General features: G+C 45.9%; 29 protein-coding genes. 17 read left to right on the forward strand and 12 right to left on the reverse strand.

Annotated elements, in window-relative coordinates; genetic code table 11:
• The first annotated feature begins 309 nt into the window (after positions 1-309).
• Complete coding sequence (locus L1N97_RS14905) at positions 310-801, forward strand: RNA recognition motif domain-containing protein (protein WP_236130358.1); 492 nt, start codon at positions 310-312, stop codon at positions 799-801.
• A gap of 126 nt (positions 802-927) precedes the next feature.
• Positions 928-2,022: a tRNA (uridine(54)-C5)-methyltransferase TrmA gene (gene trmA / locus L1N97_RS14910; RefSeq protein ID WP_236130359.1), complete on the forward strand. Its 1,095-nt coding sequence runs from the start codon at positions 928-930 to the stop codon at positions 2,020-2,022.
• Here the strand turns inward: trmA and fabR are convergent.
• Positions 2,019-2,627 (reverse strand): HTH-type transcriptional repressor FabR, encoded by a 609-nt coding sequence (fabR, locus tag L1N97_RS14915; protein ID WP_226751284.1) that lies wholly within the window; start codon positions 2,625-2,627, stop codon positions 2,019-2,021. The two genes, trmA and fabR, sit on opposite strands and share 4 nt — an antisense overlap.
• A 99-nt stretch (positions 2,628-2,726) precedes the next feature.
• On the opposite strand from fabR, the gene L1N97_RS14920 reads away from it, so the two are divergent.
• Positions 2,727-3,845 carry a fatty acid desaturase gene (locus L1N97_RS14920; RefSeq protein WP_229588543.1) on the forward strand — a complete coding sequence of 373 codons (1,119 nt, stop codon included), beginning with the start codon at positions 2,727-2,729 and terminating at the stop codon, positions 3,843-3,845.
• A 103-nt stretch (positions 3,846-3,948) separates the two neighbouring features.
• Entirely contained in the window at positions 3,949-5,370 is a 1,422-nt protein-coding gene (gene sthA, locus L1N97_RS14925; protein WP_236130360.1) for a Si-specific NAD(P)(+) transhydrogenase, read from the forward strand.
• A gap of 47 nt (positions 5,371-5,417) precedes the next feature.
• Here the strand turns inward: sthA and hemE are convergent, their stop codons facing one another.
• Positions 5,418-6,488: a uroporphyrinogen decarboxylase gene (gene hemE, locus L1N97_RS14930; protein ID WP_229588539.1), complete on the reverse strand. Its 1,071-nt coding sequence runs from the start codon at positions 6,486-6,488 to the stop codon at positions 5,418-5,420.
• A 258-nt stretch (positions 6,489-6,746) separates the two neighbouring features.
• On the reverse strand, positions 6,747-7,544 hold the full coding sequence (gene nudC / locus L1N97_RS14935) for an NAD(+) diphosphatase (protein ID WP_229588537.1): 798 nt from the start codon (positions 7,542-7,544) through the stop codon (positions 6,747-6,749).
• 151 nt (positions 7,545-7,695) lie between these two features.
• On the opposite strand from nudC, the gene rsd reads away from it, so the two are divergent.
• Positions 7,696-8,181, forward strand: coding sequence for a sigma D regulator (gene rsd, locus L1N97_RS14940; protein ID WP_229588535.1), 486 nt, complete (start codon positions 7,696-7,698; stop codon positions 8,179-8,181).
• Positions 8,182-8,231: 50 nt separating this feature from the next.
• Here rsd and L1N97_RS14945 read toward each other — a convergent pair whose 3' ends face one another.
• Positions 8,232-8,963, reverse strand: a complete 732-nt coding sequence (locus tag L1N97_RS14945; RefSeq protein WP_329605562.1) for an FKBP-type peptidyl-prolyl cis-trans isomerase — start codon at positions 8,961-8,963, stop codon at positions 8,232-8,234.
• Positions 8,964-9,067: 104 nt separating this feature from the next.
• Here L1N97_RS14945 and L1N97_RS14950 point away from each other — a divergent pair, with 104 nt between their 5' ends.
• Positions 9,068-10,039 (forward strand): WD40 repeat domain-containing protein, encoded by a 972-nt coding sequence (locus L1N97_RS14950; RefSeq protein ID WP_236130361.1) that lies wholly within the window; start codon positions 9,068-9,070, stop codon positions 10,037-10,039.
• Positions 10,032-10,259 carry a SlyX family protein gene (locus tag L1N97_RS14955; protein ID WP_236130362.1) on the forward strand — a complete coding sequence of 76 codons (228 nt, stop codon included), beginning with the start codon at positions 10,032-10,034 and terminating at the stop codon, positions 10,257-10,259. The genes L1N97_RS14950 and L1N97_RS14955 overlap by 8 nt, the downstream gene beginning before the upstream one ends.
• A gap of 16 nt (positions 10,260-10,275) precedes the next feature.
• Here the strand turns inward: L1N97_RS14955 and L1N97_RS14960 are convergent, their stop codons facing one another.
• Positions 10,276-10,482: a YheV family putative zinc ribbon protein gene (locus L1N97_RS14960; protein WP_229585990.1), complete on the reverse strand. Its 207-nt coding sequence runs from the start codon at positions 10,480-10,482 to the stop codon at positions 10,276-10,278.
• 113 nt (positions 10,483-10,595) lie between these two features.
• On the opposite strand from L1N97_RS14960, the gene L1N97_RS14965 reads away from it, so the two are divergent.
• The 3 genes from L1N97_RS14965 (at position 10,596) to L1N97_RS14975 (ending at position 13,224) form a co-directional block, all read left to right on the forward strand.
• A complete protein-coding gene (locus tag L1N97_RS14965) occupies positions 10,596-12,512 on the forward strand; it encodes an ATP-binding cassette domain-containing protein (RefSeq protein ID WP_236130363.1) in 1,917 nt (638 codons plus the stop codon).
• Positions 12,502-13,017 (forward strand): DUF2390 domain-containing protein, encoded by a 516-nt coding sequence (locus L1N97_RS14970; RefSeq protein ID WP_236130364.1) that lies wholly within the window; start codon positions 12,502-12,504, stop codon positions 13,015-13,017. The genes L1N97_RS14965 and L1N97_RS14970 overlap by 11 nt, the downstream gene beginning before the upstream one ends.
• A 75-nt stretch (positions 13,018-13,092) precedes the next feature.
• Entirely contained in the window at positions 13,093-13,224 is a 132-nt protein-coding gene (locus L1N97_RS14975; protein WP_229585993.1) for a DUF3149 domain-containing protein, read from the forward strand.
• A gap of 12 nt (positions 13,225-13,236) precedes the next feature.
• Here L1N97_RS14975 and fdxA read toward each other — a convergent pair whose 3' ends face one another.
• Positions 13,237-13,560: a ferredoxin FdxA gene (fdxA, locus tag L1N97_RS14980; RefSeq protein WP_229585994.1), complete on the reverse strand. Its 324-nt coding sequence runs from the start codon at positions 13,558-13,560 to the stop codon at positions 13,237-13,239.
• A gap of 179 nt (positions 13,561-13,739) precedes the next feature.
• Between fdxA and L1N97_RS14985 the strand changes: the two genes are divergently transcribed.
• The 4 genes from L1N97_RS14985 (at position 13,740) to L1N97_RS15000 (ending at position 17,332) form a co-directional block, all read left to right on the forward strand.
• Positions 13,740-15,359 carry an NAD(P)/FAD-dependent oxidoreductase gene (locus L1N97_RS14985; protein WP_236130365.1) on the forward strand — a complete coding sequence of 540 codons (1,620 nt, stop codon included), beginning with the start codon at positions 13,740-13,742 and terminating at the stop codon, positions 15,357-15,359.
• A 179-nt stretch (positions 15,360-15,538) separates the two neighbouring features.
• The gene (locus tag L1N97_RS14990; RefSeq protein WP_236130366.1) at positions 15,539-15,814 is read left to right on the forward strand and encodes a hypothetical protein; all 276 of its coding nucleotides are present in this window, start codon (positions 15,539-15,541) and stop codon (positions 15,812-15,814) included.
• A 68-nt stretch (positions 15,815-15,882) separates the two neighbouring features.
• Positions 15,883-16,443: a CBS domain-containing protein gene (locus L1N97_RS14995; protein ID WP_229585997.1), complete on the forward strand. Its 561-nt coding sequence runs from the start codon at positions 15,883-15,885 to the stop codon at positions 16,441-16,443.
• 91 nt (positions 16,444-16,534) lie between these two features.
• Positions 16,535-17,332, forward strand: a complete 798-nt coding sequence (locus L1N97_RS15000; protein WP_236130367.1) for a CLCA_X family protein — start codon at positions 16,535-16,537, stop codon at positions 17,330-17,332.
• Here L1N97_RS15000 and L1N97_RS15005 read toward each other — a convergent pair.
• From L1N97_RS15005 to L1N97_RS15015, 3 genes are all read right to left on the reverse strand, one after another.
• A complete protein-coding gene (locus L1N97_RS15005; protein WP_229585999.1) occupies positions 17,329-18,639 on the reverse strand; it encodes a diguanylate cyclase domain-containing protein in 1,311 nt (436 codons plus the stop codon). The genes L1N97_RS15000 and L1N97_RS15005 overlap by 4 nt on opposite strands.
• Before the next feature lie 119 nt (positions 18,640-18,758).
• Entirely contained in the window at positions 18,759-20,309 is a 1,551-nt protein-coding gene (locus L1N97_RS15010) for a GMC family oxidoreductase (RefSeq protein WP_236130368.1), read from the reverse strand.
• On the reverse strand, positions 20,309-20,806 hold the full coding sequence (locus L1N97_RS15015; RefSeq protein ID WP_229586001.1) for a hypothetical protein: 498 nt from the start codon (positions 20,804-20,806) through the stop codon (positions 20,309-20,311). Before L1N97_RS15015 ends, L1N97_RS15010 begins: the two co-directional genes overlap by 1 nt.
• Before the next feature lie 53 nt (positions 20,807-20,859).
• On the opposite strand from L1N97_RS15015, the gene L1N97_RS15020 reads away from it, so the two are divergent.
• From L1N97_RS15020 to L1N97_RS15030, 3 genes are read left to right on the forward strand one after another with little or no spacing between them, the layout of a single operon-like run.
• Positions 20,860-21,864, forward strand: coding sequence for a hydrolase (locus L1N97_RS15020; RefSeq protein ID WP_229586002.1), 1,005 nt, complete (start codon positions 20,860-20,862; stop codon positions 21,862-21,864).
• Complete coding sequence (locus L1N97_RS15025; protein WP_229586003.1) at positions 21,861-22,103, forward strand: YheU family protein; 243 nt, start codon at positions 21,861-21,863, stop codon at positions 22,101-22,103. Before L1N97_RS15020 ends, L1N97_RS15025 begins: the two co-directional genes overlap by 4 nt.
• Before the next feature lie 39 nt (positions 22,104-22,142).
• Entirely contained in the window at positions 22,143-22,346 is a 204-nt protein-coding gene (locus L1N97_RS15030; protein ID WP_229586004.1) for a DUF4177 domain-containing protein, read from the forward strand.
• Positions 22,347-22,519: 173 nt separating this feature from the next.
• On the opposite strand, the gene pckA is transcribed toward L1N97_RS15030, so the two are convergent.
• From pckA to nudE, 3 genes are all read right to left on the reverse strand, one after another.
• Complete coding sequence (pckA, locus tag L1N97_RS15035; RefSeq protein ID WP_229586005.1) at positions 22,520-24,118, reverse strand: phosphoenolpyruvate carboxykinase (ATP); 1,599 nt, start codon at positions 24,116-24,118, stop codon at positions 22,520-22,522.
• 222 nt (positions 24,119-24,340) lie between these two features.
• On the reverse strand, positions 24,341-25,165 hold the full coding sequence (cysQ, locus tag L1N97_RS15040; protein WP_229586006.1) for a 3'(2'),5'-bisphosphate nucleotidase CysQ: 825 nt from the start codon (positions 25,163-25,165) through the stop codon (positions 24,341-24,343).
• Positions 25,119-25,730 carry an ADP compounds hydrolase NudE gene (gene nudE, locus L1N97_RS15045; protein ID WP_229586007.1) on the reverse strand — a complete coding sequence of 204 codons (612 nt, stop codon included), beginning with the start codon at positions 25,728-25,730 and terminating at the stop codon, positions 25,119-25,121. The genes cysQ and nudE overlap by 47 nt, the downstream gene beginning before the upstream one ends.
• Positions 25,731-25,769: the final 39 nt, after the last annotated feature.

The following is a 25,769-nucleotide window of genomic DNA, read 5'->3' on the forward strand; positions in this document are numbered from 1 at the left end:
TCAAGCGTCTTTTTTAAAGATTTTTGCAACTTCGCTTTATCTCCTCAGGTTTCGCTGAACTCTCGTTCGCCGCATCCCCCGTGGCATGGCGCGCATTATAGGACCTTTTAAATATCCTGCAAGTGCTTTTTTGTAAAAAAATAACTCGTTTAATGCTAAGAGCTCAATAAAAGCTCATTTTGATTATTTTTGTACCAAATAGTAAGGCATTAGATGCATTATTTCTGTTGGCTGTTCATAAAATAATCGTTAAGATGTCTATGCTTTTATTACAAGAATCCTTTTTTCATTTATCTGCAGGAATTTACTATGTCACCCACTTTAAGAAACACCTTACCTTATACTCTGGCCCTCGCTGTTATCGCCTTTGTCCTTTTCTATTTAGCTTCATCTATGTCTACTGCTTTGACTTTTGTTGCTGGCGTACTCGCATGCGGTATCTTAGTACCTATCTTAGTTGATGTTAAAAAACCCACTGCACAATCTCAGGCAGTTAACCATCCCGTTTCGGCCGAAGGCTTTCAAGGCGATACCGCCACTTTATATGTAGGTAACTTACCGTACCGTGCTAATGAAGATGCAGTTAAGGAACTGTTTGGCCGTTTTGGTACCGTTATCAATGTGCGTTTGATGAAAGATCGTCAAACTGGTCGCCGTCGTGGTTTTGGCTTTGTTGAAGTTGCGGCTACCGATGCGAACAACATGATTGGCAAATTAAACGACTTCGAATTTCAAGAACGCACATTAAAAGTTCGTGAAGCTCGTGATCGTCAGGATGATGAAAACCAAGCTGCTGAATAATCTTTTAAAAGTTGACCTGGCTCTGTACTAATAATGTGGTGCCGTGCCAGGTTTGCTTGTTGCGCATTGGCTCTGCTAGCAAAAACACGTAAAATGCCTGTTTAAATGCTAGTAATAGAGAGTCTCATGTCGATAGGTCAAGTATTCCCCGCTTTATATGAAACACAATTAACTGAAAAGGCAGAACGCCTTACTCAGTTATTGCAACTCGATGACACTGCCCCTTTACAGTTATTTCGATCTGCTGCCAGTCATTTTCGGCAACGCGCAGAGTTTCGTATTTGGCACAATGGCGATGACATCTATCATGCGATGTTTGATCCAGAAACGCGCCAGCCCGTCAGAATTGATTACTTCCCTGTTGCCTGCACGCTAATAGCTGACTTTATGCCAGTACTATTAAAGCAGATCCAATTTAACCATGAATTACGATATAAACTTTATCAGGCCGATTATTTAGCGACGTCTACGGGTGAATTACTCGTGAGCCTGATTTATAAAAGAAAGCTAGATGAAACATGGCAATTAGCTGCGGAACAATTAGTCGCTAGCTTGTCGACTGATTATAAGATCAAAGTCATTGGCCGTTCGCGTAAACAAAAAGTGGTACTCAGCGAAGATTACGTTACCGAGACTTTTAATGTCGACCAGCAACCTTTGCATTATCAACAAATCGAGGGGAGCTTTACGCAACCTAATGCCGGTGTTAACCAACAGATGTTGCAATGGGCTGCGAGTGTTGCTGCAGAACTGAACGGTGATTTACTCGAACTGTATTGTGGTAATGGCAATTTTTCTCTAGCTCTTGCTCGACATTTTAATCAAGTGGTTGCTACCGAGTTGGCTCGAAGTTCTATTAAGTCAGCCGAATTTAATATTGCGCTGAATAAGATCGACAATCTACAAGTGCTGCAAATGTCGGCCGAAGATGTTGCAGCTGCCTTAGCTGAAGGGACAACCCTAAAACAGTTAGATTTGAAAAATTTAGCGTTGAATACGGTATTAGTTGATCCACCACGCGCGGGCTTAGATCCTGCCACCTTAGCGTTAGTCAGTCGTTTTGACGATATCCTATATATCTCATGTAACCCTGAGACACTGGCCGATAATCTCGCCTTTTTACAAAAGACCCATCAATTACAAAAAGTAGCGATGTTTGATCAGTTCCCTTATACCCATCATATTGAAACCGGAGTGTGGTTAAAACGGTTGCCACGCTAGTCCGTTGGTTTTCGACCATAACTGGCTGCGCCATGCGCCAGCCAGCGTAATTGCAAAATGGTGCGTCGTGTTAACTGCCGACATTGTTCGGTTGGTGCATCTAAGGCATCTGCGCCAGTATGGAACACTAATGTCACCATGGCATCGGCCTGTAACTGTGCTTGCTCAACCGTACATTCGGTTTGCTTACGAAGATAATGCGCTAACTCAGCGGAAAAGTGTTGGATCTCTCGTGCTACCGCTGCCCGAAATGCCGCCGAGGTACCAGAACGCTCACGCAGTAATAAACGAAATACGTTACTGTTTTCAGTCACAAACTCCATAAAGGTTTCAACTGAAGTACTAATAACACTGCCATTATTCTCAATGCGAAGTCGTGCTTGGCGCATGAGTTGCCTGAGCATTAAACCCGCTTCATCAACCAGAGTTAGCCCTAATTCATCCATATCTGAGAAATGCCGATAAAAAGATGTGGGTGCAATTCCGGCTTCACGCGCCACCTCACGTAAGCTTAAACTCGCGAAACTTTTTTCCGCACTTAACTGTGAAAACGCCGCATTAATGATAGCTTGGCGGGTTCGTTCTTTTTGTTCTGCTCTGCTCACGATACATCCCAATCTTGGTGTAATCGAACCGATTTACCTTGACCTGCCCGCAGCTGCTCGGTAAATTAGCGAACAGTTGTAAGCTCAAAGTGTGGTCCCATGAAAAAAAATCCAATTATCTGGACTAATGTACTGTTATTTAGTTCTAGTTTCTTAGTTGCCGCTATCGCGGCCCCCTATTATGCCTTGACTGTTGGCTTTACGGCAGTAGAAATTATCGCCATGATCTTATGTATGGGTTATTGTGGTATCGCTATCACCGCCGGCTATCACCGTTTATGGTCGCATAAAACCTATGATGCGCATCCTGTTTTGCAATGGATTTTTGCTATCGGTGGCGCATTTGCTCTGCAAAACAGTGTGATCCATTGGGCGTCAGATCATCGAGATCATCACCGGCATGTTGATGATAATGACAAAGATCCCTATTCGGCAGGCAAAGGCTTTTGGTACAGCCATATTGGTTGGATGCTACGCGATTATCAAGGCGACACTTATAACAACTATAATAATGTCCGTGATCTGCAGAAAAACCCGATCTTAGCTTTTCAACATAAGCACTATTTAGCATTGGCCTTACTCACCAATATTGGGGTGCCTGTATTACTTGGCCTTATTTTTGGCAATATGTGGGGCATGTTATTAAGTGTGGGTGTGTTACGTTTAGTATTAAGCCATCATTTTACTTTCTTTATTAACTCGCTAGCGCACATCTGGGGCAAGCAAACTTATACCGATCAAAACAGCGCGCGTGATAATGGCATTCTTGCTTTTTTAACTTACGGTGAGGGTTATCATAACTATCACCACATTTTTGAATACGATTATCGCAACGGTATTCGTTGGTGGCAGTTTGACCCAACTAAATGGTTGATCAAAAGCTGTTCCTGGTTAAAGTTAACTTGGAATTTACGCACCGTGCCCGAAGATCGTATCGCTCAAGCTGTTGCGAAAATGCAATTAAAACGTGCACAACAAAAAGCCATGTTACTGCCCAACTCAGAACAGCTATTGCAATTACTCGAACAGGAATACCAACTGTTAATGGTTAAGTTGCAAGCTTACTATCAGCTGAAAAAAGACTTACTGCAACAACGTCGTGCTGCTTTGGTTAACCAATACAATGCTTCAGAGTTTGCCCAGCGTTATCAAGAATTAAAAGAGCACTTGCAGCAGCAGCAAAATCATTGGCAACGCTTAACGGCGGCATTTCAATAAGGGATCCACCCGCTCACATTTAAAAAAGAGGCTTTGCCTCTTTTTTTGTCTCTGATACCTGTTATGCTAATTTATACAGTAGAACGGTGTGAGAATTTAGCTAGTGACAGCAAAAGCGGCAAATAAAAAACCTAAATATGACTATGATGCCATTGTAATTGGCACAGGGCCTGGCGGCGAAGGTGCTGCCATGTATTTAGCCAAAAGTGGTAAATCGGTGGCTGCCATCGAGCGTTACTCTTCAGTAGGGGGCGGTTGTACCCACTGGGGCACTATCCCCTCTAAAGCATTGCGCCATTCGGTTAGCCGACTGATTGAGTTTAATGAAAACCCACTGTTCCAAATGGAAGAGCAGGTAAAAAACCTGACATTTTCGCAAATTCTGAAACATGCCGCTGGCGTGATCCGGAAACAAGTAAGACTGCGTGCGGGCTTTTATGATCGCAACATGGTCAAAATGCATCAAGGCGAAGCGCACTTTATTGATAACCACCATATTCAAGTCACTCAAACTGACGGTAGTCACTATGTGATTAGCGCAGAAACGATTGTTATTGCTTGTGGTTCACGCCCTTATCGACCACCGCATGTTGATTTTAGTCATCCGCGTATTTATGACAGCGACACTATCTTATCGTTACAGCATGATCCACGGCATATCATTATCTTTGGTGCTGGTGTGATCGGTTGTGAATATGCCTCCATTTTCCGCGGCCTTGGCGTGCGTGTCGATTTGGTGAATACCCGTGACCGTTTGTTATCTTTTATGGATGCCGAAATATCTGATTCTCTCAGTTACCATTTCTGGAATTCAGGCATGACCATCCGCCACGGTGAAGAGTTTTCTCATATCGAAGGCACTGATGATGGCGTTATCTTGCATTTACAGTCGGGCAAAAAGATGAAAGCCGACTGTTTCCTATTTGCTAACGGCCGTACTGGGAATACCGATACGCTGTCACTAAAAAATGTGGGGTTAGAAGCAGATAGCCGTGGCTTACTAAAAGTCACTAAACAATATCAAACCAGTATCGACAATATTTATGCCGTCGGCGATGTAATTGGTTACCCAAGTTTAGCCAGTGCTGCCTACGATCAAGGTCGTTTAGCCGGTGAAGCTATTGTAAAAGGTAACTTAGATGGGCATTTGATTGCGGATATCCCTGCAGGTATTTACACCATCCCTGAGATGTCTTCAGTTGGTAAAACCGAGCAAGAGTTAACGGCGGCGAAAATTCCGTACGAGGTGGGCAGAGCTCAATTCAAACACTTGGCACGGGCGCAAATTGCTAATACCAATGTCGGTAGCCTGAAACTGTTATTTCATCGTGATACGTTGGAAATCTTAGGGATCCATTGTTTTGGCGAGCGGGCAGCAGAAATTGTGCACATCGGCCAGGCTATTATGATGCAAAAAAATGGCGGTAATAACCTCAATTACTTTGTGCATACGACCTTTAACTATCCGACCATGGCAGAAGCCTATCGGGTAGCCGCACTCAACGGTTTAAACCGGTTGTTCTAAACGAAAAAAAGCAGCACCAGTGCTGCTTTTTTTACTTACGCTAATAGCTACTCTGTTTGCAGATGGTAAGTACGGCTTAAATCTTGTACGGCTTCGATAAAAATACCGGCATGTTCAGGATTCACATCTGGGGTAATTCCATGACCTAGATTAAATACATGTCCGGTGCCTTGGCCATAACTATCTAGAATGGTTTGCACTTCTTGCCGGATCCGCTCTGGGCTACCTAACAGCACGGAAGGATCCATATTACCCTGTAGCGCAACCTTATCACCGACTCGCGCACGAGCCTGACCAATATCGGTGGTCCAATCTAAACCTAAACCATCACAACCGGTCGCTGCCATGGTCTCAAGCCATTGACCACCGTTTTTGGTGAACAAGGTGACCGGCACTTTACGACCGTCAGCTTCTCTTGTTAGGCCATTGACGATCGTTTGCATATAGCTTAATGAAAACTCTTTGTAATCGCGTGGTGTTAATATTCCACCCCAGGTATCAAAAATCATCAGTGCTTGCGCACCTGCAGCAATTTGCGCATTCAGGTATAAAATGACACTTTGCGCCAGCTTATCCAATAACATGTGCAGGATCTCTGGCTCGCTGTACATCATCTTTTTAATGATGCTAAACGTCTTGCTACCACTACCCTCAACCATGTAGGTTGCCAAAGTCCATGGGCTACCTGAAAAACCAATCAAGGGCACACTGCCGTTCAGTTCGCGACGAATAGTACGAACGGCATCCATCACATAACGCAGCTCTTGCTCAGGATCAGGAATAGGTAAATGCACCACGTCCATAAAGTCACGGATCGGTTTACTAAAACGAGGGCCTTCACCCACACCAAACGTTAATCCTAAACCCATCGCATCTGGGATCGTTAAAATATCACTGAACAAAATAGCCGCATCTAAGGGATAACGGCGTAATGGCTGCATTGTCACTTCACAAGCCAATTCTGGGTTTTTGCACAGCGACATAAAGTCACCTGCTACGCTACGCGTGGCGCGATATTCAGGTAAATAACGGCCGGCTTGGCGCATCATCCAAATAGGCGTTTGGTCGACAGGTTGACGCATTAGCGCTCTGAGGTAACGATCATTTTTTAATTGCATAACTTTTCCGCTGTGCTAATAGTTGCGATATTTTAACAGCTAAGCGCCCGAAGCTCTATGCTCTGGTCGGAATTGCTGCGTTAAGGCCGTACTAAAATTCACGATATATTCAGCTAAGGTTCATTATTTTGTCATATAGGCTTGTATCGCTGCTCGCTATCTGCTATAAAATCTCTGCGCTAGTCAAGAAACAACAAATACGAAGCTCGATTATACGAGACCATGCTTTCCCCATTAAAGCCACATTTTGTGGCTTTTTTATTTTCTGCCATAGCGCTGCTGTGCTAAAGCAATGAGTTGCCCTGATAAGGTTTCAATACCTGGCGTTTGTGGCAACTTATCCAACTCACACCAATACGCCTCTTCAATTTCATGCGGTTGACAAACAATCTCCCCGCCAGCGTACTGGGCTAAAAAACCTGTCATCAAAGAATGCGGAAATGGCCAGGGCTGACTCCCCACATACTGCAAATCCGTAATATCAACGCCCACTTCTTCTTTTACTTCACGTATAGCGGCTTGCTCTAAGGTTTCGGCTGACTCAACAAAACCAGCTAGCACCGAAAAGAAACCCGCTTTATGCCGACTGGAGCGCGCCAGCAAGATTTTGCCTTCATTGACGATCGCCACTAATACACAAGGTGCAATCCGAGGATAACAACGATGACCGCACTTATGGCATAAGCTGGCTAATTCCCAATTGACCAAATGCATGGCGCTACCACATTGCCCGCAAAAGCGATGTGTTTGTAAAAACAGTGCGACTTGCGTGGCTCTGGCCGCTAATTGAAATAACGCCTCACCTTGCGTTAAAAAAACGCGGGCTGAATGCCACTGCGTTTCATCGGTTGCCTGATCATCAAACACCATTAAATAACAAGGATGTTGCTGATATTCGCCGATCCAACAAATCTGTGTGCCTTGGCTTGCTATCGGTAAGTCACTTTGACCACCAAAAGGCAATGTGCCCTCAGCTGATAAAAATACCCGGCCTTGGTTCACAATAAACCAATACGCTTGCTCTTTTGCTGATAATACAACACTGTGTTTGATCATTAGTGGGTTATTCCGCGCGCTACTATGCTATGTTGCAGCTATCATACTGGTAGTTACTGAGCAGACCAATAAAAAAACGGTTGATCTTTGCTATGGAATTCTTTTAATTTGGCAGTAATGCAGAAACGTAACTGCATCTAAGGAGAAGCTAATGTACACCCGCGTACAGCAAGCACAACAAAAGTGGGGCGGTAGCCTAACAGCCATCGATAATTGGCTAGAAGAAAGACAGCAAATTATTGTTTGCTATTGCCGCTTGGCTGGTTTGCCACCTTTTGAAAAAGATCGTCATACCATGCCTTCACAAGAAAAAATTAGAGAGTTTTGTCAACTATTGATGGACTACTTATCGGCGGGTCACTTTGAGGTTTACGAACGAATTGTTACACAATGTGCCGTTAATGGTACCGACAGCCGTAGACTAGCAGATAGCTTATATCCAAAGATTGCTGTTTCTACTGACTTATCGTTAGAGTTTAACGATAAATATGCCGAGCATTTAAGCACACGTAACAGTGGCAGTTTTGATATCGAATTGTCGGCTTTAGGCCAAGCTTTAGAAGAGCGCTTTGAGCTAGAAGATAAACTGATTGAAACGCTTTATATTAGACACGCGGATAATACCACCGCAGTTTGAATACCATAAAAAAAGCGGCTTAAAGCCGCTTTTTTCTGCTATTGGGCTACTTACTTTGCTTTAACGATATCCAATAATTCTACTTCGAATACCAAGACGCTATGTGGTGCAATAGTGCCCATATCACGTTCGCCGTAAGCTAATTCTGACGGAATAGTGAAACGGAACTTAGAGCCTACATTCATTAACTGCACGCCTTCAGTCCAACCTGGAATAACGCGATTCAATGGGAACTCAATTGGCTCGCCACGCTCTACTGAACTGTCAAAAACTGTACCGTCGGTTAAAGTACCGGTGTAGTGTACTTTGACGGTGTCAGTTGCAACAGGCTTAGCGCCATCAGCAGCTTGTATCACTTCATACTGTAAACCTGATTCAGTTACCATCACGCCTTCTTTCTTGGCATTTTCAGCTAAAAAGGCGTCACCTGCAGCTTTCGCTGATGCGGCTGAAGCTTCAGCAATTTTCGCCTGCTCTGCACGGTACGTTTCATCTAACGCGGTTAATAGCGCTTGGATATCTTCTTCCGATACTTCAGATTTACCGGCCATACCATCTTGCACACCACGTAAAATTAACGCAGAGTCTAATGGAATAGCAATTTTGCTGTATTCATCTACGGTGCTTTGTAAATAACGGCCCGCAGATACGCCTAAGCTATAAGCTTGTTTCGCTTGTTCTGTTTCCATTACTGGAGCCACTTCAGCTTTTTCTTCTTTGTTACAAGCGCTCAGCGTTAACAACGCTACAGCAACCAGAGTCAGTTTAGTTTTAACGCGCATTCTTTTCTCCAAAGTTTAGCAGTGCAATTGCTAAAATATGATTTAATAAGGGACTATTCGCCCCGCTATACTAACGCTTTGTTTGGATGAGGTTAACACCTAAGATGAAATATCCTGTGCTTTTCCTTAGTTTATTACTCAGTGCCTGCAGCAAGGTAGAAACGACCCCTGTGGAGCAATGGCCTCATGTTGCCAACGTAAGCTATGCCGCAGCCCTGTCTTCAGATGGCAAATATGCGGTGGTCTCATCCGTACAAGACGGCATTGCGTTTTGGGATCTGCAGCAAAACGCTTTAAAGTATCAATGGCGACATGAAGAAGCCAGTGACAATTTAGTGCTTAATTTGGCACTAAGTGAAGATAACAGCCACGTATTAACGGCAGATCAACACACTTTTGCGCTTTGGCGCACGGCAGATGGTCAAAATGTTGGGTATTGGCAAACCGACCAACACAGCATTCGCGATATTGCTATTTCGAACAATGGCGCCCATCTTCTGATTGGCAAAAGCGATAATACCGTGCAACACATTACGTTGAGCAGTGGCCGTCGCTTAGATTTTATCGGTCATACCGAACGCATCAATAGCGTGGCCATGTCACCAAACGGTCGCTATGCCTTAACGGGTAGCAATGATTACAATGCCTACCTGTGGGACACTCAGACCGCGCAAATTCGATATAGTTTCACGCATCCCAGTCGAGTAACTAAAGTCGCCCTAGATCCACAAGGGCGTTTCGCCTTCACTGCCGATAGCCAACATTTAGCGCAAATTTGGGATATACAAACAGGACAACTTGTCAGCCAATTGCAAATGCTCACAAGGCAGCAAGTATTCAGTGCCGTTCGATTTAGCGCTGATGGGCGTTTTTTATTAACCGGCGCGCCAACACGTAACCTCGTGTTATGGGAGGTCAAAACCGGTCGCGAGATCCAACGCTGGCGGGTTTCTCCACGCGTTGGCAGCCGACCTGAAAGTGCCGTAGTGCATGCAGTCGCTTTTCTTGATGCACAGCGTATAATTAGCGAAAGCTCCAGTGGCTTAGCCGAAGTATGGAAAATAACCAATGAGTAATGAACCCATAGATATTCAGTTACATCTGATTGAACTGGAAAGCAAAATTGCTTTTCAAGAAGATACGGTTAACTGCTTACACGAAGAATTATTAGCGCATCAAAAACGTATTGATCAATTGCAACGCCAAATTTTAACTCTGGCAGAAAAACTACAGCAATTACCGCAAGACAGTGAAATCTTACGTCCTGAAGAAGAGCCGCCACCGCCGCATTATTAATCGCCTGGTAAGCGGCTTATTCTGGTTTAAACACACCAATGACCATCTCGTTGCTGCGGGTTGATTTTGCGACCTGCTGCTCGGGTTGGGTCATTTGATGACCACAAGCCACGCATTCCACCTTCTCAACATTATTTTCGATAAATAAACTCATGGTGTCTTGCGCTTTACATTGTGGGCAACTTGCGCCAGCGATGAAGCGTTTCTTTTTGCGCTGCGTCATTTAGATCCTCATGGGTTATAGGCAGAGTAAAAGGCAAATTTCAAGAACTGCCCTTGGCTTATCTGGGATATAGCGTAAAATTGCCCACCTAGTTCACTGTTACAAGGAAAAACATGATCCAGTTACAGCAGGTCGAATTACGCCGCGGTATTAATGCGTTATTCAGTGGGGCCGATCTTACCGTATTTCCAGGACAAAAGGTGGGAATTGTCGGTGCAAATGGCTGCGGTAAATCAAGCCTGTTTGCGTTATTGCTCGGAAAACTGCACGCCGACAGTGGTAACGTTAACCTGCCCGCTGGCTGGGTTATCGCCACCGTAGCGCAAGAAACCCCTGCTCTGGATTGTTCCGCCCTAGACTATGTGCTGCAAGGTGATGAGCAACTTTTCCCGCTATTAATCAAAGCGCGTAGTCAGTGTAGTGAAAGCGATTTAGCGGCAGTACATCAACAAATTGAAGCGCTTGATGGTTATCGAGCAGAAGCGAAAGCCGGTATTCTGTTAGCGGGTTTAGGCTTTAGCGGCGATGCCCAACAACACCCCGTAAAGTCTTTTTCGGGTGGTTGGCGTATGCGGATGAACTTAGCGCGCGCGCTGATGAAACCTGCGGATCTGCTTTTGCTGGATGAACCGACCAACCACCTTGATTTAGATGCCGTGCTTTGGTTAGAAAAGTACCTCACTAATTATCCGGGTACCTTATTACTGATCAGCCACGACCGCGATTTTCTTGATGCTGTCACCGATAACATTGTGCATATTGAGCGACAAACCGTTACCTTGTACAAAGGCAATTACAGCCAGTTTGAGCGCCAGCGAGCCGAACAATTATCGCAGCATCAATCGAATTTTGAAAAGCAGCAACGCCAAGTTGCTCACTTACAACAATTTATTGACCGTTTTAAAGCTCAAGCCACTAAAGCACGCCAAGCACAAAGCCGCATTAAAGCGCTAGAACGCATGACCATATTGGCGCCCGCCCATATTGACTCACCGTTTAACTTTAGTTTTCGCGATCCTAAGGCCTTACCTAATCCGTTACTGAAAATGGAAAACGTGCAAGCCGGCTACAGTGACAAGGTTATTTTAAGTAATATTAATTTTCAGCTATTACCTGGCAGTCGTATTGGTTTACTGGGTCGTAATGGTGCGGGTAAATCTACCCTGATTAAGATGCTTTCTGGCGAGCTAACACCGAAAAGTGGTGAAGTGTGGTATGCCAATGGCGTTAGCTTAGGCTACTTTGCGCAGCATCAACTAGAAACGCTTAGACCACAAGATTCGCCGCTGCAACATCTGGTGCGGTTAGACCCCTTAGTACCCGAACAAAAGCTCCGCGATTTTCTGGGTGGCTTTGGTTTTCATGGCGATAAAGCTTTAGAAGCCTGTGCGCCCTTTTCTGGCGGCGAAAAAGCCCGTTTAGTGTTGGCACTGTTAGTCTATCAACGACCTAACTTATTGTTACTTGATGAACCCACCAACCACTTAGACTTAGAAATGCGCGAAGCCATCGTTATGGCGTTACAAGACTTTGCTGGGGCCATTGTTGTGGTGTCGCATGATCGGCATTTACTGAGCAGCACTACCGATGAGTTTTATTTGGTAGCACATGGCAAAGTGGCGCCATTTGAAGGCGATTTGCAAGACTATTACCAGTGGATGCAACAAGATGCCCGGCAAACCCAAGCCGCCGCACTTGATAATAACGCACCCACCAGCAATAGTGCGGTGCAGCGCAAAGACACAAAACGCTTAGAAGCTGAGCTTCGTAATGTACTGCGGCCATTAAAGCAACAAATCGACAAATTAGAACAACGCCAGCAACAACTTGCCGCCCTACTTGCCGATATAGAACAACAACTGGCCGACCCGGCCATTTATGATGCAGAGCAAAAAGCTCAGCTTACCGCGTTACTTAGCAAACAAAGCAGCGCCAGTGCCGAGCAAGACCAAGTAGAAGAGCAATGGTTTATGGCACAAGAGCAATGGGAGCAACAAACCAGTAGCTTCTGGGCAGCAAATGGCCAATAAGCCCTTAGACGAGCCGTTACTTAGCCTAGACAGTGCCCTGCTCTGGCAATTTAGCCTAGCCGTTTATCCACAGCTAAAAACGCTTTGCTTACGCTGGCAAAATGACTATGACGCCAACATCAATGTGCTGTTGGCGTTAAGTTTAGCCGAGCAGCAACACTGGCAGCTGGCTTCGTTTAGCCTAGCAGCAGCGCTTAAGGCGTTAACCCCATTAAACAGCCAAATTACCCAAGGCTTGCGCCAGCAGCGTAGCCAATTAGCCTGTTTAGGCCTCAGCGCAGCGCAACAGCAACAATTGAAACAAGGCTTGCTGCAAGCTGAATTAGTGGCCGAACAACTGGAGCAGCAACTGTTAGTGACGCAGCTACGCTTTCATACCCAACGTAATGCCGATAACCTCAGTGATTACCTGCAGCAATTGCAGGTACCTTCATCAGCGCAATTAAGTCGTGAATTAATTGATCTACGTCAAGCCAGCGCACAGTTCGTGGCGAGCTTGTCTTAAAGCTTGATCCAGATCACAGCTGGCCTAGATAGCCAAGACTACACTTTGTTTGTCACAAGCAAAGAGGGTTTTCTGATGAACATTTGGCATGAGTTTCTAAACGATCCGGTGGTTTTTATTTCTTTTGCAGGGTTAGCCATTGTTATTGGTTTATGCATTTTTTATGCGGTCTATTTTATTTATAAAATTGAAACTGCTGAAGAATAATTTACCCGTTGCCTAGGTTTCCAAATATTGTAATTTGTCGGCTACACCATTCCAGGCATCCGCATCGGCTGGTGCCGCTTGTACCGTGCGAATATTTGGCCAAACCTCAGCTAACGCTGCATTGAGGGCAATAAAGTCGCGCTGCTCGGTCGGTACTTTATCTTCTTGGAAAATCGCGTTCGCGGGGCATTCTGGCTCACACAAACCACAATCAATACAGATGGTTGGGCTAATAACTAACAAATTCGGCCCTTCAAAAAAAGCATCTACTGGGCACACCGCCACACAGTCTGTAAATTTACATTTGATACAGTTTTCGCCTACCACAAATGCCATGTCACACCCCTCTTACTAAAACAGATGCTGATCATACTGCAGCAGCCACGAAAAACAACTGAGCAACGCAAGACAATCGCAAACGAATACGGACAACCGAGCCGAGATCACGTAAAATAACGCTTTTTAGCCGGCACTTTGCCTTGCTTAGACTTTCAGCGATTATCAGCAGGATTGTTATGTTGCGTTTAACCGAAATTAAAATACCTTTGCACCATCAGGATGAAAACGCCGAGTTACGTACTGCCGTACTCACTAAATTGGGCGTGGCTGATGCTGATGTGCGACACATCACGGTCTTTAAGCGCGGAATTGATGCTCGCAAAAAAATGGCGATCCAACTGACCTATACGCTGGATATTGATGTGGCACAAGAAGCCGCTTTATTGGCGCGCTTTAGCAAAGATCCGCATGTTCGCCCCACACCCGATACTCAATACAAATTTGTGGCAGAGGCTCCGGCTGAACTTAGCACACGCCCTATCGTAGTGGGTTTAGGTCCTTGTGGTTTATTTGCAGGGTTATTATTAGCACAAATGGGCTTTAAACCGATTATTTTGGAACGTGGCAAAGCGGTACGTGAACGCACTAAAGACACCTTTGGTTTTTGGCGCGGTCAAGAGCTTAACCCTGAGTCGAATGTGCAATATGGTGAAGGCGGAGCCGGGACTTTCTCTGATGGTAAACTGTATAGCCAAGTCAAAGATCCGAAACATTACGGGCGTAAAGTGTTAACTGAATTTGTCAGCGCCGGCGCCCCGGAAGAAATTATGTATGTGAGTAAACCGCACATCGGTACCTACAAACTGGTGGGTGTGGTCGAAAAAATGCGTGCGAGCATTATTGCACTAGGTGGCGAGATCCGCTTTAACAGCCGAGTCGAGCAGTTGCATATCACTGATGAGCAACTAGAGGGTGTCACTCTGAATAACGGTGATTACTTAGCGTGTCAGCATTTGATATTGGCTATCGGCCACAGCGCGCGTGACACCTTTCAAATGCTGTATGATGCGGGAGTGTATGTTGAAGCCAAGCCATTTTCGGTTGGCTTTCGCATCGAGCATGAACAATCTATGATCGACTCTTGTCGTTGGGGCCCTAGCGCAGGCCACCCTATCTTAGGCGCGGCTGACTATAAGTTGGTACATCATTGTCAAAACGGACGCACCGTTTACAGTTTCTGTATGTGTCCTGGTGGCACTGTGGTCGCTGCGGCGTCTGAAACAGGCGGAGTTGTGACCAACGGTATGAGCCAATACTCGCGGCATGAACGCAATGCCAACAGTGCTATCGTGGTCGGTATTCATCCCGAGCAAGATTATCCTGGGCATCCATTGGCCGGTATCGATTTGCAGCGTAAGTTAGAACAAGCCGCATTTAAACTGGGCGGTGAGGATTATCGGGCGCCAGCGCAATTAATTGGCGATTTCTTAAAAGGCCAATCGTCTGCCGAACTGGGTGAAGTACAACCGTCTTATACCCCTGGAATAAAACTAACCGATTTAGCGGGCTTACTGCCCGACTATGCCACCGCAGCCATTCGTGAAGCGATCCCCGCTTTTGAGCAGCAAATTCGTGGCTTTGCCAAAGCGGATGGTTTACTCACCGCAGTAGAAACTCGCACCTCCTCGCCCATTTGTATTAAACGCGGCGCCGATTTTCAAAGCGTCAATATCAAAGGTTTGTTTCCAGCAGGTGAAGGCGCAGGCTATGCGGGGGGTATTTTATCCGCAGCGATAGATGGCATCAAAGTAGCAGAAGCTTTAGCACTAGATTTACTCGCTACACATCAGGCATAAGATCGCTGCGCTGAGCACTCGGTTCAGCGCAGCAATATTTCAAACTGACGTAATTTTTTTGCAACAACGCTTGTGCTTTTGCCAGAGAGTAGCCATTATGATATTCAATACGTCATTTAGTCACTGAAGTTTGTATGCCTTTGCTAAATTTGTTCATTGCGCTTTTTTATCTGAGTCTGTTGTTAACAACAGAAGCAGGTCATGCGCATGACCAAAGATTATCGCCATTGGCTGACAGTCAGTTTCAAGCACTAACACAACAAACTCCAACCTATAATTATGCGGTCACCAACGCCGAGCCAGAACCGGATGAGGCGGAAGTTGCCAGCACTATTGCGCAAGTACTCAGCATTATTAATTTGCCAGTTGTCGTTTCTGGTTATGCTGCGCCTTGGTTAGCATTCACGAGCAGCCCAGATACCGCTCGCGCTCCCCCCGCTTTACTCCACATCTGATTTTAATCGTTTATTTCTGTTATTAATTCGGCGCGGCCTCTGCGTGCCTCTATGTGTGAGTATTTATCATGAAAAAATTAGCCTTATTTAATTTAGAAAACGTCGATCATTTAATGCAACCAGCCGACTTCGCCCAAGCGACGCTGCAATCACCTGCCACCAGTGTATTTACGGACTTTAAACACAGCGAGCCGACCATCATTGCCGGTGATACCACTGCTGCTGATGCATTGCTGATGATGCAACAAGAACGCAGCCCGCTAAAACTGGTGGTGGATGATCGTAATGAACTGACTGGCTTGATCCATATTGAGCAGTTATCTGAACAAGCCATTATGCGTCAGGTGATTTTAGGTGCGGATCGGCGTGAGTTAAAAATTCGCGATTTAATGCGGCCACGAGATCGCATCAAGGCCTTGGCGTATCAACAGCTGCAAAACTGCACCATTGCCGACATTATCAATACGCTGCAATCTAGCGGGGAACAATATTGCGTGGTGGTTGACCGTGACCAACATCATATTCGTGGTTTGATCCATGCTCAAGATTTAGCACGCCGCTTAAAAATGCCAGTGGCTATCCGCCAACAACCGACCTTTTTAAGTATTTTCGATAGTTTATACGCTTAACCTTTCAGGTATGCGGGCTGCTGTGTTTCTCCGAGCAAGGTGGCCCGCTTTTTTATTGCAACACGGTGCTGGCAGTCGTTAAACTAACGACATGCCAGTATCTCCCCGAATTCAACGCCAATATTATCGTAACGGCCCACCGCATCGCAGTGGCGCTGATGTTAGCTTTGCCGATCTCGTAGCCATATTTGGTTTTAACAGTATCCATATCGGCCGCTGGGTTACCGCGGCAGAGCAACAACTCGCCGCCAACTTATTCTTTGATGCCTTTTGTGATTTACAGCAAATGCTGCAGGTACCTGCAGAAGTCATTTCATTAAAAGGAAGTTTGGCACTGACGTTTGGCATTGGCGGCCAACCCGGTGTGGCCGCTTTTTATCAACCACAAGGCCGTATCTTGGCACTGGCTAAAAATGCCGGTGGTGGCAGTTTAGCCCATGAGTGGTTTCATGCTTTTGATCATTTCGTCGCGGCAAAAAGCTTTAGCGTGGCCGCGCCAACAGGCCGCTTTGCCAGTCGCATGTGGCTAGATAACCTCCCCTTAAAAGTGCATCCATTAACCCTGTTGCTTGAAGAGGCCTTTCAGCTACTGTACCTCAGCCCAGATAAACAAAACCCTAGCGCGTTTTTTCAACATTGCCATCAATTGGATCAGGCTCGGCAACGTGCTTATTTGGCTTTGCCAGAAGAAATGGCCGCTCGTGCTTTTGAAACAGTGCTGCAAAGCCAGCCACTTAAGAACAGTTTTTTGGTGTCTGGTACACAGAAAAGTGCTGCAGCGAAGCTTGGTATTTATCCAGATGCCACTTTAACCGCAGCATTAAGCCATTACTGGCTCAGTTACTTTAAACAACTTGGCGCCAGCTTAATGCTAGCCAGCCATGCTTAATTGGGCTTAGCTTCTAACCAGCGATTGCCACCCTGCCGCTTTGCTTGATACATCGCTTGGTCTGCTGTGGCCATCAGCTGTTCGGTATTGGCGCCGCCGCTAGGATACAAAGCCACCCCAATACTGCTGGTGACATGAATCGCATGCTGTTTAAACAAGATAGGTTTCGCTAAAGCAAGCCGTATTTGCTCAGCAATAGCGAACACCACGTTGTACTCATCTAACTTTGATAACAAGATAACAAATTCATCGCCACCAAAACGCGCCACCGTATCGCTATGCCGAATACAGCGTTGAATGCGTTTTGCCACTTCCTGCAACACGCTATCACCCGCCGCATGACCTAATTGATCATTGATGGGTTTGAAATTGTCTAAGTCGAGATAAAACAAGGCTAAACAGCCATTATGTCGAGGCAATGCCGCTAAAGCTTGTTGGCAGCGATCTTTAAACAGTTCTCGTTTGGGGAGCTGGGTTAGCTCATCGTATAAAGCACTGTAATGTAAACGCGACAATAATTCTTTTCGCTCGATGGCGATAGCAATATGCTGACCAATAAACTCAATCAGTTCACTATCGGCAAAACCGGTGGCCCCAGGCTCTGTTGGCAGTTGTACCGCTAACACACCCAATGTTTTAGCCGACGCTTTTAACGGCACCCCTAACCAACCCTGCTGATCGGGTACTAATTGCTGATGCGGTGCAGTGGGTTGTTGCAGCACGCCACAACAAAATTGTTCAGCACCTGCCTGCTCTGCTGCGTTTGTTTGCTCTAAATTTATGTAGGGTAGGTACAATTCAGCGGCGTTGGCACCTCGGGCAATAACAATACTGCGTAAAGGCATCAGACTGGCAATAATGTGTTGCAACTGTTGATAGAGGGCAAACAGATCATCGGCCGTAAAAGCGGCTTCTGAAATAGCATACATTGCTGCTTGCCGTGCTTCAGTCTGCTTTAATTGGGTGATATCACGCGCTACAGCCACTCGCTGTTGTTTGTCATTAGACCAACGCGCCGACCATAACAGATAGACCACTTGACCATCTTTACGAATATAACGGTTTTCAAAGTCGATAACGACTTGGCCTTGGTTAATAGCTTGCGCTGCGTCTAGGGTTTTTTGCCGATCATCAGGATGAATAAAGTTGAACATTGACTGCCCAAGCATTTCCTCTGGCTTATAACCAAAAATACGCTCGGCGCCCTGACTTAAAAACTCAAAACATCCATGTTGATCAACAGCGCAAACCGCATCGAGTAATAAATCAATGTAGTGACTTAACGCAGTGTACAGAGGAGAAGTCATAACAGCTCATATAACAATCTATAATCGGTAATTAGCCTAACACAATTCGGTTTAATCTTAAGATTAAAGTCGATGCCAAACCTAAATATAGTTAAGCCCTATCCCCTTAAAAATTCAAGCTAGGTTAACTGCTGAATTAACTGCTGACAATTACGCCAAACCAACGCGTAAATAGTCAGCTGCGGATTAACCCCCAAACTGCTTGGTAAGATAGAGCCATCAAATATCGACAGGTTTTCCAGTTGAAAATGTCGGCCAAAACTATCAACTACCCCATCCTGCTCTTTTGCGCTCATATTACATCCTCCCATCACATGGGCGGACACCACGGTTTGTTTCAGTGGTTTTAACGCTAAATTGTGAATAGCTTGCCGCGCCTCTGACCAGCTACGATAAGCTTGCGCGTCATGGTGGATCGGCAAAACTTGTTTGGCACCGGCGGCGAATTGTAACTCGGCCATCGATAACAACGCCTTGCGCATCCCTTGCCATAGGTAATCACTGATCGGGTAATCCAGCAATGGCTGCTCAAATTGATCTAATTGGACATGCCCCCCTTGGCTATCTGGGTGAAAGCCGTCGCGTAACAACGCAATGGTGACTTGAAGATGGTCAAATTGCTGCATTAATAGCGCATGCTGCTCGGCGAAGCCCGTTAACTTCGTCGCCATTAAAACCGGATGTACGGGGGGCACTTCCAGTTTATAACCGATGTGTTCTTTATCTTGTGGCCAAACAAACTGATCAGAATAAATAGATTGCGGCGCGCCTTGATGACCGGCAATACGCTCGTCAAATATGGCACCCGAAATGACACTCGGATGTAAATAAGTATGCTTACCTAACCGTTTGGAAGGATCGGGTACCTTCGAGCGAAGTAACAACGCCGGAGAACCTATGGCCCCCGCTGCAACAATATAATGCTTGGCACTGATCGTGACGTTAATGCCTTTTTGCGGCTGAAAATAAGCATTAACCGGCAATGCACTGAGACTGTGAATTTTGTTTCCTTGCCAGTTTAATTGCCGTACCGACAAACGAGAGAGTAATGTTGCCCCTTGCGCCAGCGCTGCAGGAATAGTGCTCACCAACATCGATTGTTTGGCGTTTATCGGGCAACCAAAACCACAATAGCCAAGATTCGCGCAACCATTCACATTACGACTAATGACACCAGAGTGCCAACCTAATGACGTGCAACCTCGCTGCAACTGCTGGTTGTTCGCATTTGGTGCCAGCGACCAAGGCTGCATATTTAAACGCTGTTCCGCTAAAGCAAAAAAAGGGATCAGACTTTGCTCCGCTTGAAACGCTAAACCAAATTGCTGTTGCCAGTAATCCAGGGTAGCCGCTGGCGTACGAAATGACGATGTCCAATTGACTGTGGTTGATCCCCCCACCGTACGACCTTGTAAAATACTGATCGCTTGGTCACGCGTTTTACGGGCCGCACCTTCTTGATAAAGCTGCGGATAAGCCCAGCGCTCTTCCATGACAAAATCTTCACGCTGATACCATGCGCCTTCCTCCACTAACAACACCTGAAAACCGGCTGCGGTAAGTTGCTCGGCGGCAATGCCGCCCCCTGCACCGGAGCCGATAATCACTACATCTGCACTATAATGCTGATCGTGCGTTAAAGTACTGGCATCAATATGTTTCACTGTCATTAGCGAAATCTCGGGGCTTGATATGGCAGCGCGACCCAATGCTCGGGTTGACCATAGTAAGCGCCGTACAACAGCTCTCTTAGCCCATGATAAGCTTGCTGTAACAATTGCAAGTAACTATCACGCCAAGCCGCTAACAGGCTCAAACGTTGTGGCAAAGATAAACTCGTTAAACGGCTAAGATGCCCGGTTAAACCCAGTTGAGTTAGGCGCTGGGCAAGCAGATTAAACAACTGATGTAATTCTTGTTGCTGGCGTAACGGCAAGAAAGGGATGAAATCGGCAATGGCCGTTTTAGTGCGTATCAGCTCCGCTTCTGCTAAAGTCGCAGCTGTGGGTAAGGCTCCCAATAATAAAGCCGGTAATAACGCTGATAGCACAAGATCTCGGTTAGCGTGGTTTGGGGTAAAGCTGTGCTGCCAACCCCAAACGCCAATCCCTAGGCTTGATGCAGCAGCAACAGCGATACCGGATAAAATAAATTGTCTTCGTTGCATAGTGCTGCACCTAAATATCATTAATGATTCATTGTTTACTAGGATACCGCCTTTTGCAAGCTCAGATCAGACCAGTTTATACCAGCAGCTTTAAAGCACCGTGGTGGCTAAAGCATGCTCACCTGCAAACCATTTTCGCAAAGTACTTAAGCCCAAAAGCTCGGCTCAGTAGCCAAGCAGAATTATTTACCCTTAGCGATGGCGATGAACTGCAATTAAATTGGACAGAATTACCCAAGGCGACGGATACGCGGCCTTTAGTGGTGCTCTTACACGGTTTAGCGGGCAATATCGATAGCCATTATATTCAAGGCTTACTCACAGAACTAAAACAGCGCAATTGGCCTGCCGTGTTAATGCATTTTCGTGGCTGCCATGGCCAACCAAATAAATTACCACGCGCTTATCATAGTGGTGATACCGGTGACTTTGCCGAAGTCATCACGCAAATACAGCAACGCTTTCCGCTAATGCCGATCAGCGCTGTCGGCTTTTCGCTCGGCGCCAATGTGTTAGTCAAATATTGTGGTGAGCAAGGCGGGGCGAATCTACTTAAAGCTGCGGTGGCCGTTTGCCCGCCCTTAGCGTTATCTGCCAGTGCCAAACGCATCAATAGCGGCAGCAGCAAGGTGTACCAACGCTATTTATTAAGCCGTTTAAAAGCCAGTACCGAACAGAAACTGGCGTCACATGCTAACTTTCCCTTACCGCTAACCCTTGAGCAAATTCGCAGTTTTAGCAGTATTGAACAGTTTGATCAGCATTATACTGCACCAATACATGGTTTTCGTGATGCACAAGATTATTATCAAAAAGCCAGTGGCAAAGCGTTTTTGCGGCATATTCAAATTCCCACCTTGGTGATCCATGCCCATGACGATCCATTTTTAAGTGATGCCGTGATCCCTAAACCAACAGACTTAAGCGCCAGTGTACACTACGAACTGAGCCAACATGGTGGACATGTTGGCTTTGTGACGGGTGGCAGCCCGTTTAAACCGGTATTCTGGCTTAACCAGCGGATCCCCGCCTTCATTAAGCAGCAACTAAACCTATGATTATTTCTTATACCGATATCGACCCCACCACGTTAGATAACTTAATTGAAAGCTTTGTGCTGCGCGAAGGCACCGATTACGGTGAGCAAGAAGTGTCCTTAGCTGCCAAGGTACAAGCTATCCGGCGGCAACTAAAAGCAGGCGAGGTTTTGATTGTCTATTCTGAGTTAGACGAAACAGTCAACCTGATGTCTAAACAGCATTTTATGCAACAACAAGCCGCTGAAGGCTCAATGTAGAACCTAGCCGATACCGCAATAAAGGAGCGATAAACGATTATGTGGGAATATAAAATTATTGATTCTGCCAACGCTGGAAAAACTGGCTTTCTTAGAGGGCGAACGGTAGAGCAAGCTGAAGCTTACTTAAATGCATTAGGGGAAGAAGGTTGGGAGATTATCGATATCGACTTTCAAATGGACCCCACGATGCCTGGCGGCCCAACGCATTTTCACGGTATTGCCAAGCGTGCGAAGTCATAATCGTCTTCTGCCATTCCCACTGGCAACAACGGAGACATAGCGCCAACTTTGCATCAATGTCATTAACGAGACAAAGAAAGCCGCGAGGACTTGCGCAATACAAACCAGAACCTGCGGCTTAAAAAGCAAAAAGCCAACCTTACGAGGTTGGCTTTTTTAATAACGCGCAGTAATTACAGCTGAGGGCCAGCAGCAACTAAGGCTTTACCTTCGGCATTGTCAGTAAACTTTTCAAAGTTCTTAACAAAACGGCTGGCCAGATCTTGAGCTTTCACTTCCCAATCAGCCGCATTGGCATACGTCATACGCGGATCCAAAATACCATCTTCAACATCGTGCAGATGTTTTGGCATGGCTAAATTAAAGTAAGGCAATTGCACAAACTCTGCGTTCTCGATACTGCCATCTAGAATAGCGTCGATAATAGCTCGCGTCGCTTTAATCGAAATGCGCTTGCCAGAACCATTCCAACCGGTATTCACTAAATAAGCTTCAGCGCCTGCTGCTGCCATCCGCTTACCTAATACTTCCGCATATTGCGTTGGGTGCAGGCTTAAAAAAGCCGCACCAAAACAGCTAGAGAAGGTTGGCGTTGGCTCAGTAATGCCACGCTCGGTGCCTGCCAGTTTCGCCGTAAAACCAGACAAGAAGTGGTACTTCGCTTGTTCTTTGGTTAATTTTGATACCGGTGGTAACACGCCAAAGGCATCCGCCGTTAAGAAAATGACTTTTTTCGCATGACCCGCTTTGGATACAGGTGTCACGATATTATCGATATGATAAATCGGATAAGAGACACGCGTGTTTTCGGTTTTAGAACCATCGTTGTAATCAATCTTACCGTCAGCTGCGACCGTGACGTTCTCTAACAAGGCATCACGACGGATTGCATTGAAGATATCAGGTTCATTCTCTTTCGATAGGTTGATCGTTTTGGCGTAACAGCCGCCTTCAAAGTTAAATACACCAGCGTCATCCCAACCGTGTTCATCGTCACCAATTAATTGACGTTTTGGATCAGTTGATAACGTTGTTTTACCCGTGCCTGATAACCCGAAGAAGACAGCAACATCGCCTGCCGCACCTACGTTGGCCGAACAGTGCATCGAAGCGATACCTTGCAGCGGTAAAAAGTAGTTCATCATAGAGAACATACCTTTTTTCATTTCGCCGCCGTACCATGTGCCACCAATTAACTGAATACGCTCAGTTAGGTTAAAAGCCACAAAGTTTTCTGAATTTAAGCCATGCTTCTGCCAATCAGGATTAGTACATTTCGCGCCATTCATCACAATAAAATCAGGCTTGTAGGTCGCTAACTCAGCGTCTGTTGGGCGAATAAACATGTTTTTAACGAAATGCGCTTGCCACGCCACTTCAGTGATAAAACGAACGGCTAAGCGAGTATCGGCATTCGCACCACAGTAGGTATCAACAACAAATAAACGCTTACCTGATAATTGCTTGGTGACCAGCGCTTTTAAGTCGGTCCATACTTCAGTGCTAATAGGCTTGTTGTCATTTTTACCTTGATCAGACCACCAAACCGTATCGCGTGTAGTGTCATCTCGAACGATGTATTTATCTTTAGGAGAACGACCGGTAAAAATACCTGTATCAACCGATACGGCGCCTGACTCTGTGAGTTTACCTTTTTCATACCCAGTTAAATCACTACGTGTTTCTTCCGCGAATAGTAAATCATATGAAGGGTTGTAAATGACTTCCGCGACATCCGTGATGCCGTATTGGCCCAGATCCAGATCGGACATGTTGTTGACTCCTAGGGTACTGTAGGTAAAGGTGCGTCTCTAGCGGACTATTTAAATTTTGTTGCGTTTTGAACAAACGGCTGAAATTTGTTCAAAAAACACCTAATAAGCATAGCGTTTTTCAAACATAAAAGATAGCGATTATTGACAAGCAATCGGGCTGTAAGCCAATAACAGCAAGGGCTGCAGCCTGTTGCTAACTTACAGAATTTGGTAATTTAATTACAGGATCCGCGTAGTGCTCTTTGCGCGAATTAAGTCTGACCAAGGAGCCGCAGCTTGACCTATCACCATAAAATCTGGATTGGCTAGGGTTTCACGCTGATTGTAACTCAGCGGGGCAAATTGACTGTCGAGGATTTTACCACCGGCTTCTTCAACGATGACATGCACCGCGCCCGTATCCCATTCACCGGTTGGGCCTAGCCGTAAATAACAATCGGCTTTACCCTCAGCAACCAAACAGCTTTTTAAAGAGCAGCTACCCAGCGGGATATACTCGACCTGTTGTGTCACACTGAGCAAATCCATGATCGGTTGTCGTGGTTGGCGCCGACTTACCGCAATACGCAGCTGTTCACCGGCTTGATGTTGATGTACAGCGATGCGTTTAATTAAGTTTGCTTGCTGCTTAAAAGCACCATTGCCGCGCGTTGCATAATAAATAACGTCTTCTTTTGGCCAGTAAATCACCCCTAGCGCTGGCCAGCCGTGTTCTACTAAAGCGATGCTCACGGCAAAATCGCCACTACGAGCCACAAATTCTTGCGTACCGTCCATAGGATCAATTAACCAATAACGTGGCCAATCTGAACGCTGCGCTAAAGGAACCAGATGTGTTTCTTCTGAGATGATCGGGATATCGGGCGTTAAGGCCGATAGTTGTGCAATGATATGGGCATTAGCCGCCAAATCAGCGGTGGTGACCGGACTGCTGTCACTTTTTTGTTGTTCGGTAAAATTACCAGTTTGGTACATTTCCCACAAAATAGCGCCCGCTTCACGGGCTGTCGTTTTTACAGGTTCCAGCAGTTTGCTTAAAAACATCCGGATTCGCTTCCAAATACTGTTGTGCCAGCAACAAGGCAGCTACGCTGCGTGCTTCGGTAAAATCGGCCTGTTGCAGCAATAAATCCGTTTGCTGACGTGACCAGCTCACTAGCTCCAGTGGCTCTGGCTCATCGCCAGCCAGACGCTCCACGTATAAATCGAAGGCTAATACTATATGCATTGTAGCATTAAAATAGCCTGGGGCTAAAGCCAGAGATTTTAATTGCACGAAGCGCTTCGCGCCAAAACCAATCTCTTCTTTGAGTTCACGATTAGCCGCTGTCACCACGTCCTCACCAGGATCAATCAAGCCTTTGGGGAAGCCAAGTTGATAATCATGGGTGCCTGCCGAGTATTCACGTACCAGATAAAAGTTATCGGGATCAGGGCAAGCAATAATCATTACTGCACCACGATTACTGCCGCGCATTCTTTCGTAAGTGCGCTCTACCCCATTGCTAAACCGTAACTCTAATTGCTCAATTTTAAACAATCGACTTTGAGCGACAATTTCCTGCGCAAGAATTTCTGGTTTTTGTTTGTCGCTGTTACGCTGCGTCATACTGGGCTCTCTGGTAAACTTAACATCAAACACTACTAT

It is taken from the genome of Rheinheimera sp. UJ63 (assembly GCF_021568285.1).
GTDB classification, from domain to species: Bacteria; Pseudomonadota; Gammaproteobacteria; order Enterobacterales; family Alteromonadaceae; genus Alishewanella; species Alishewanella maricola.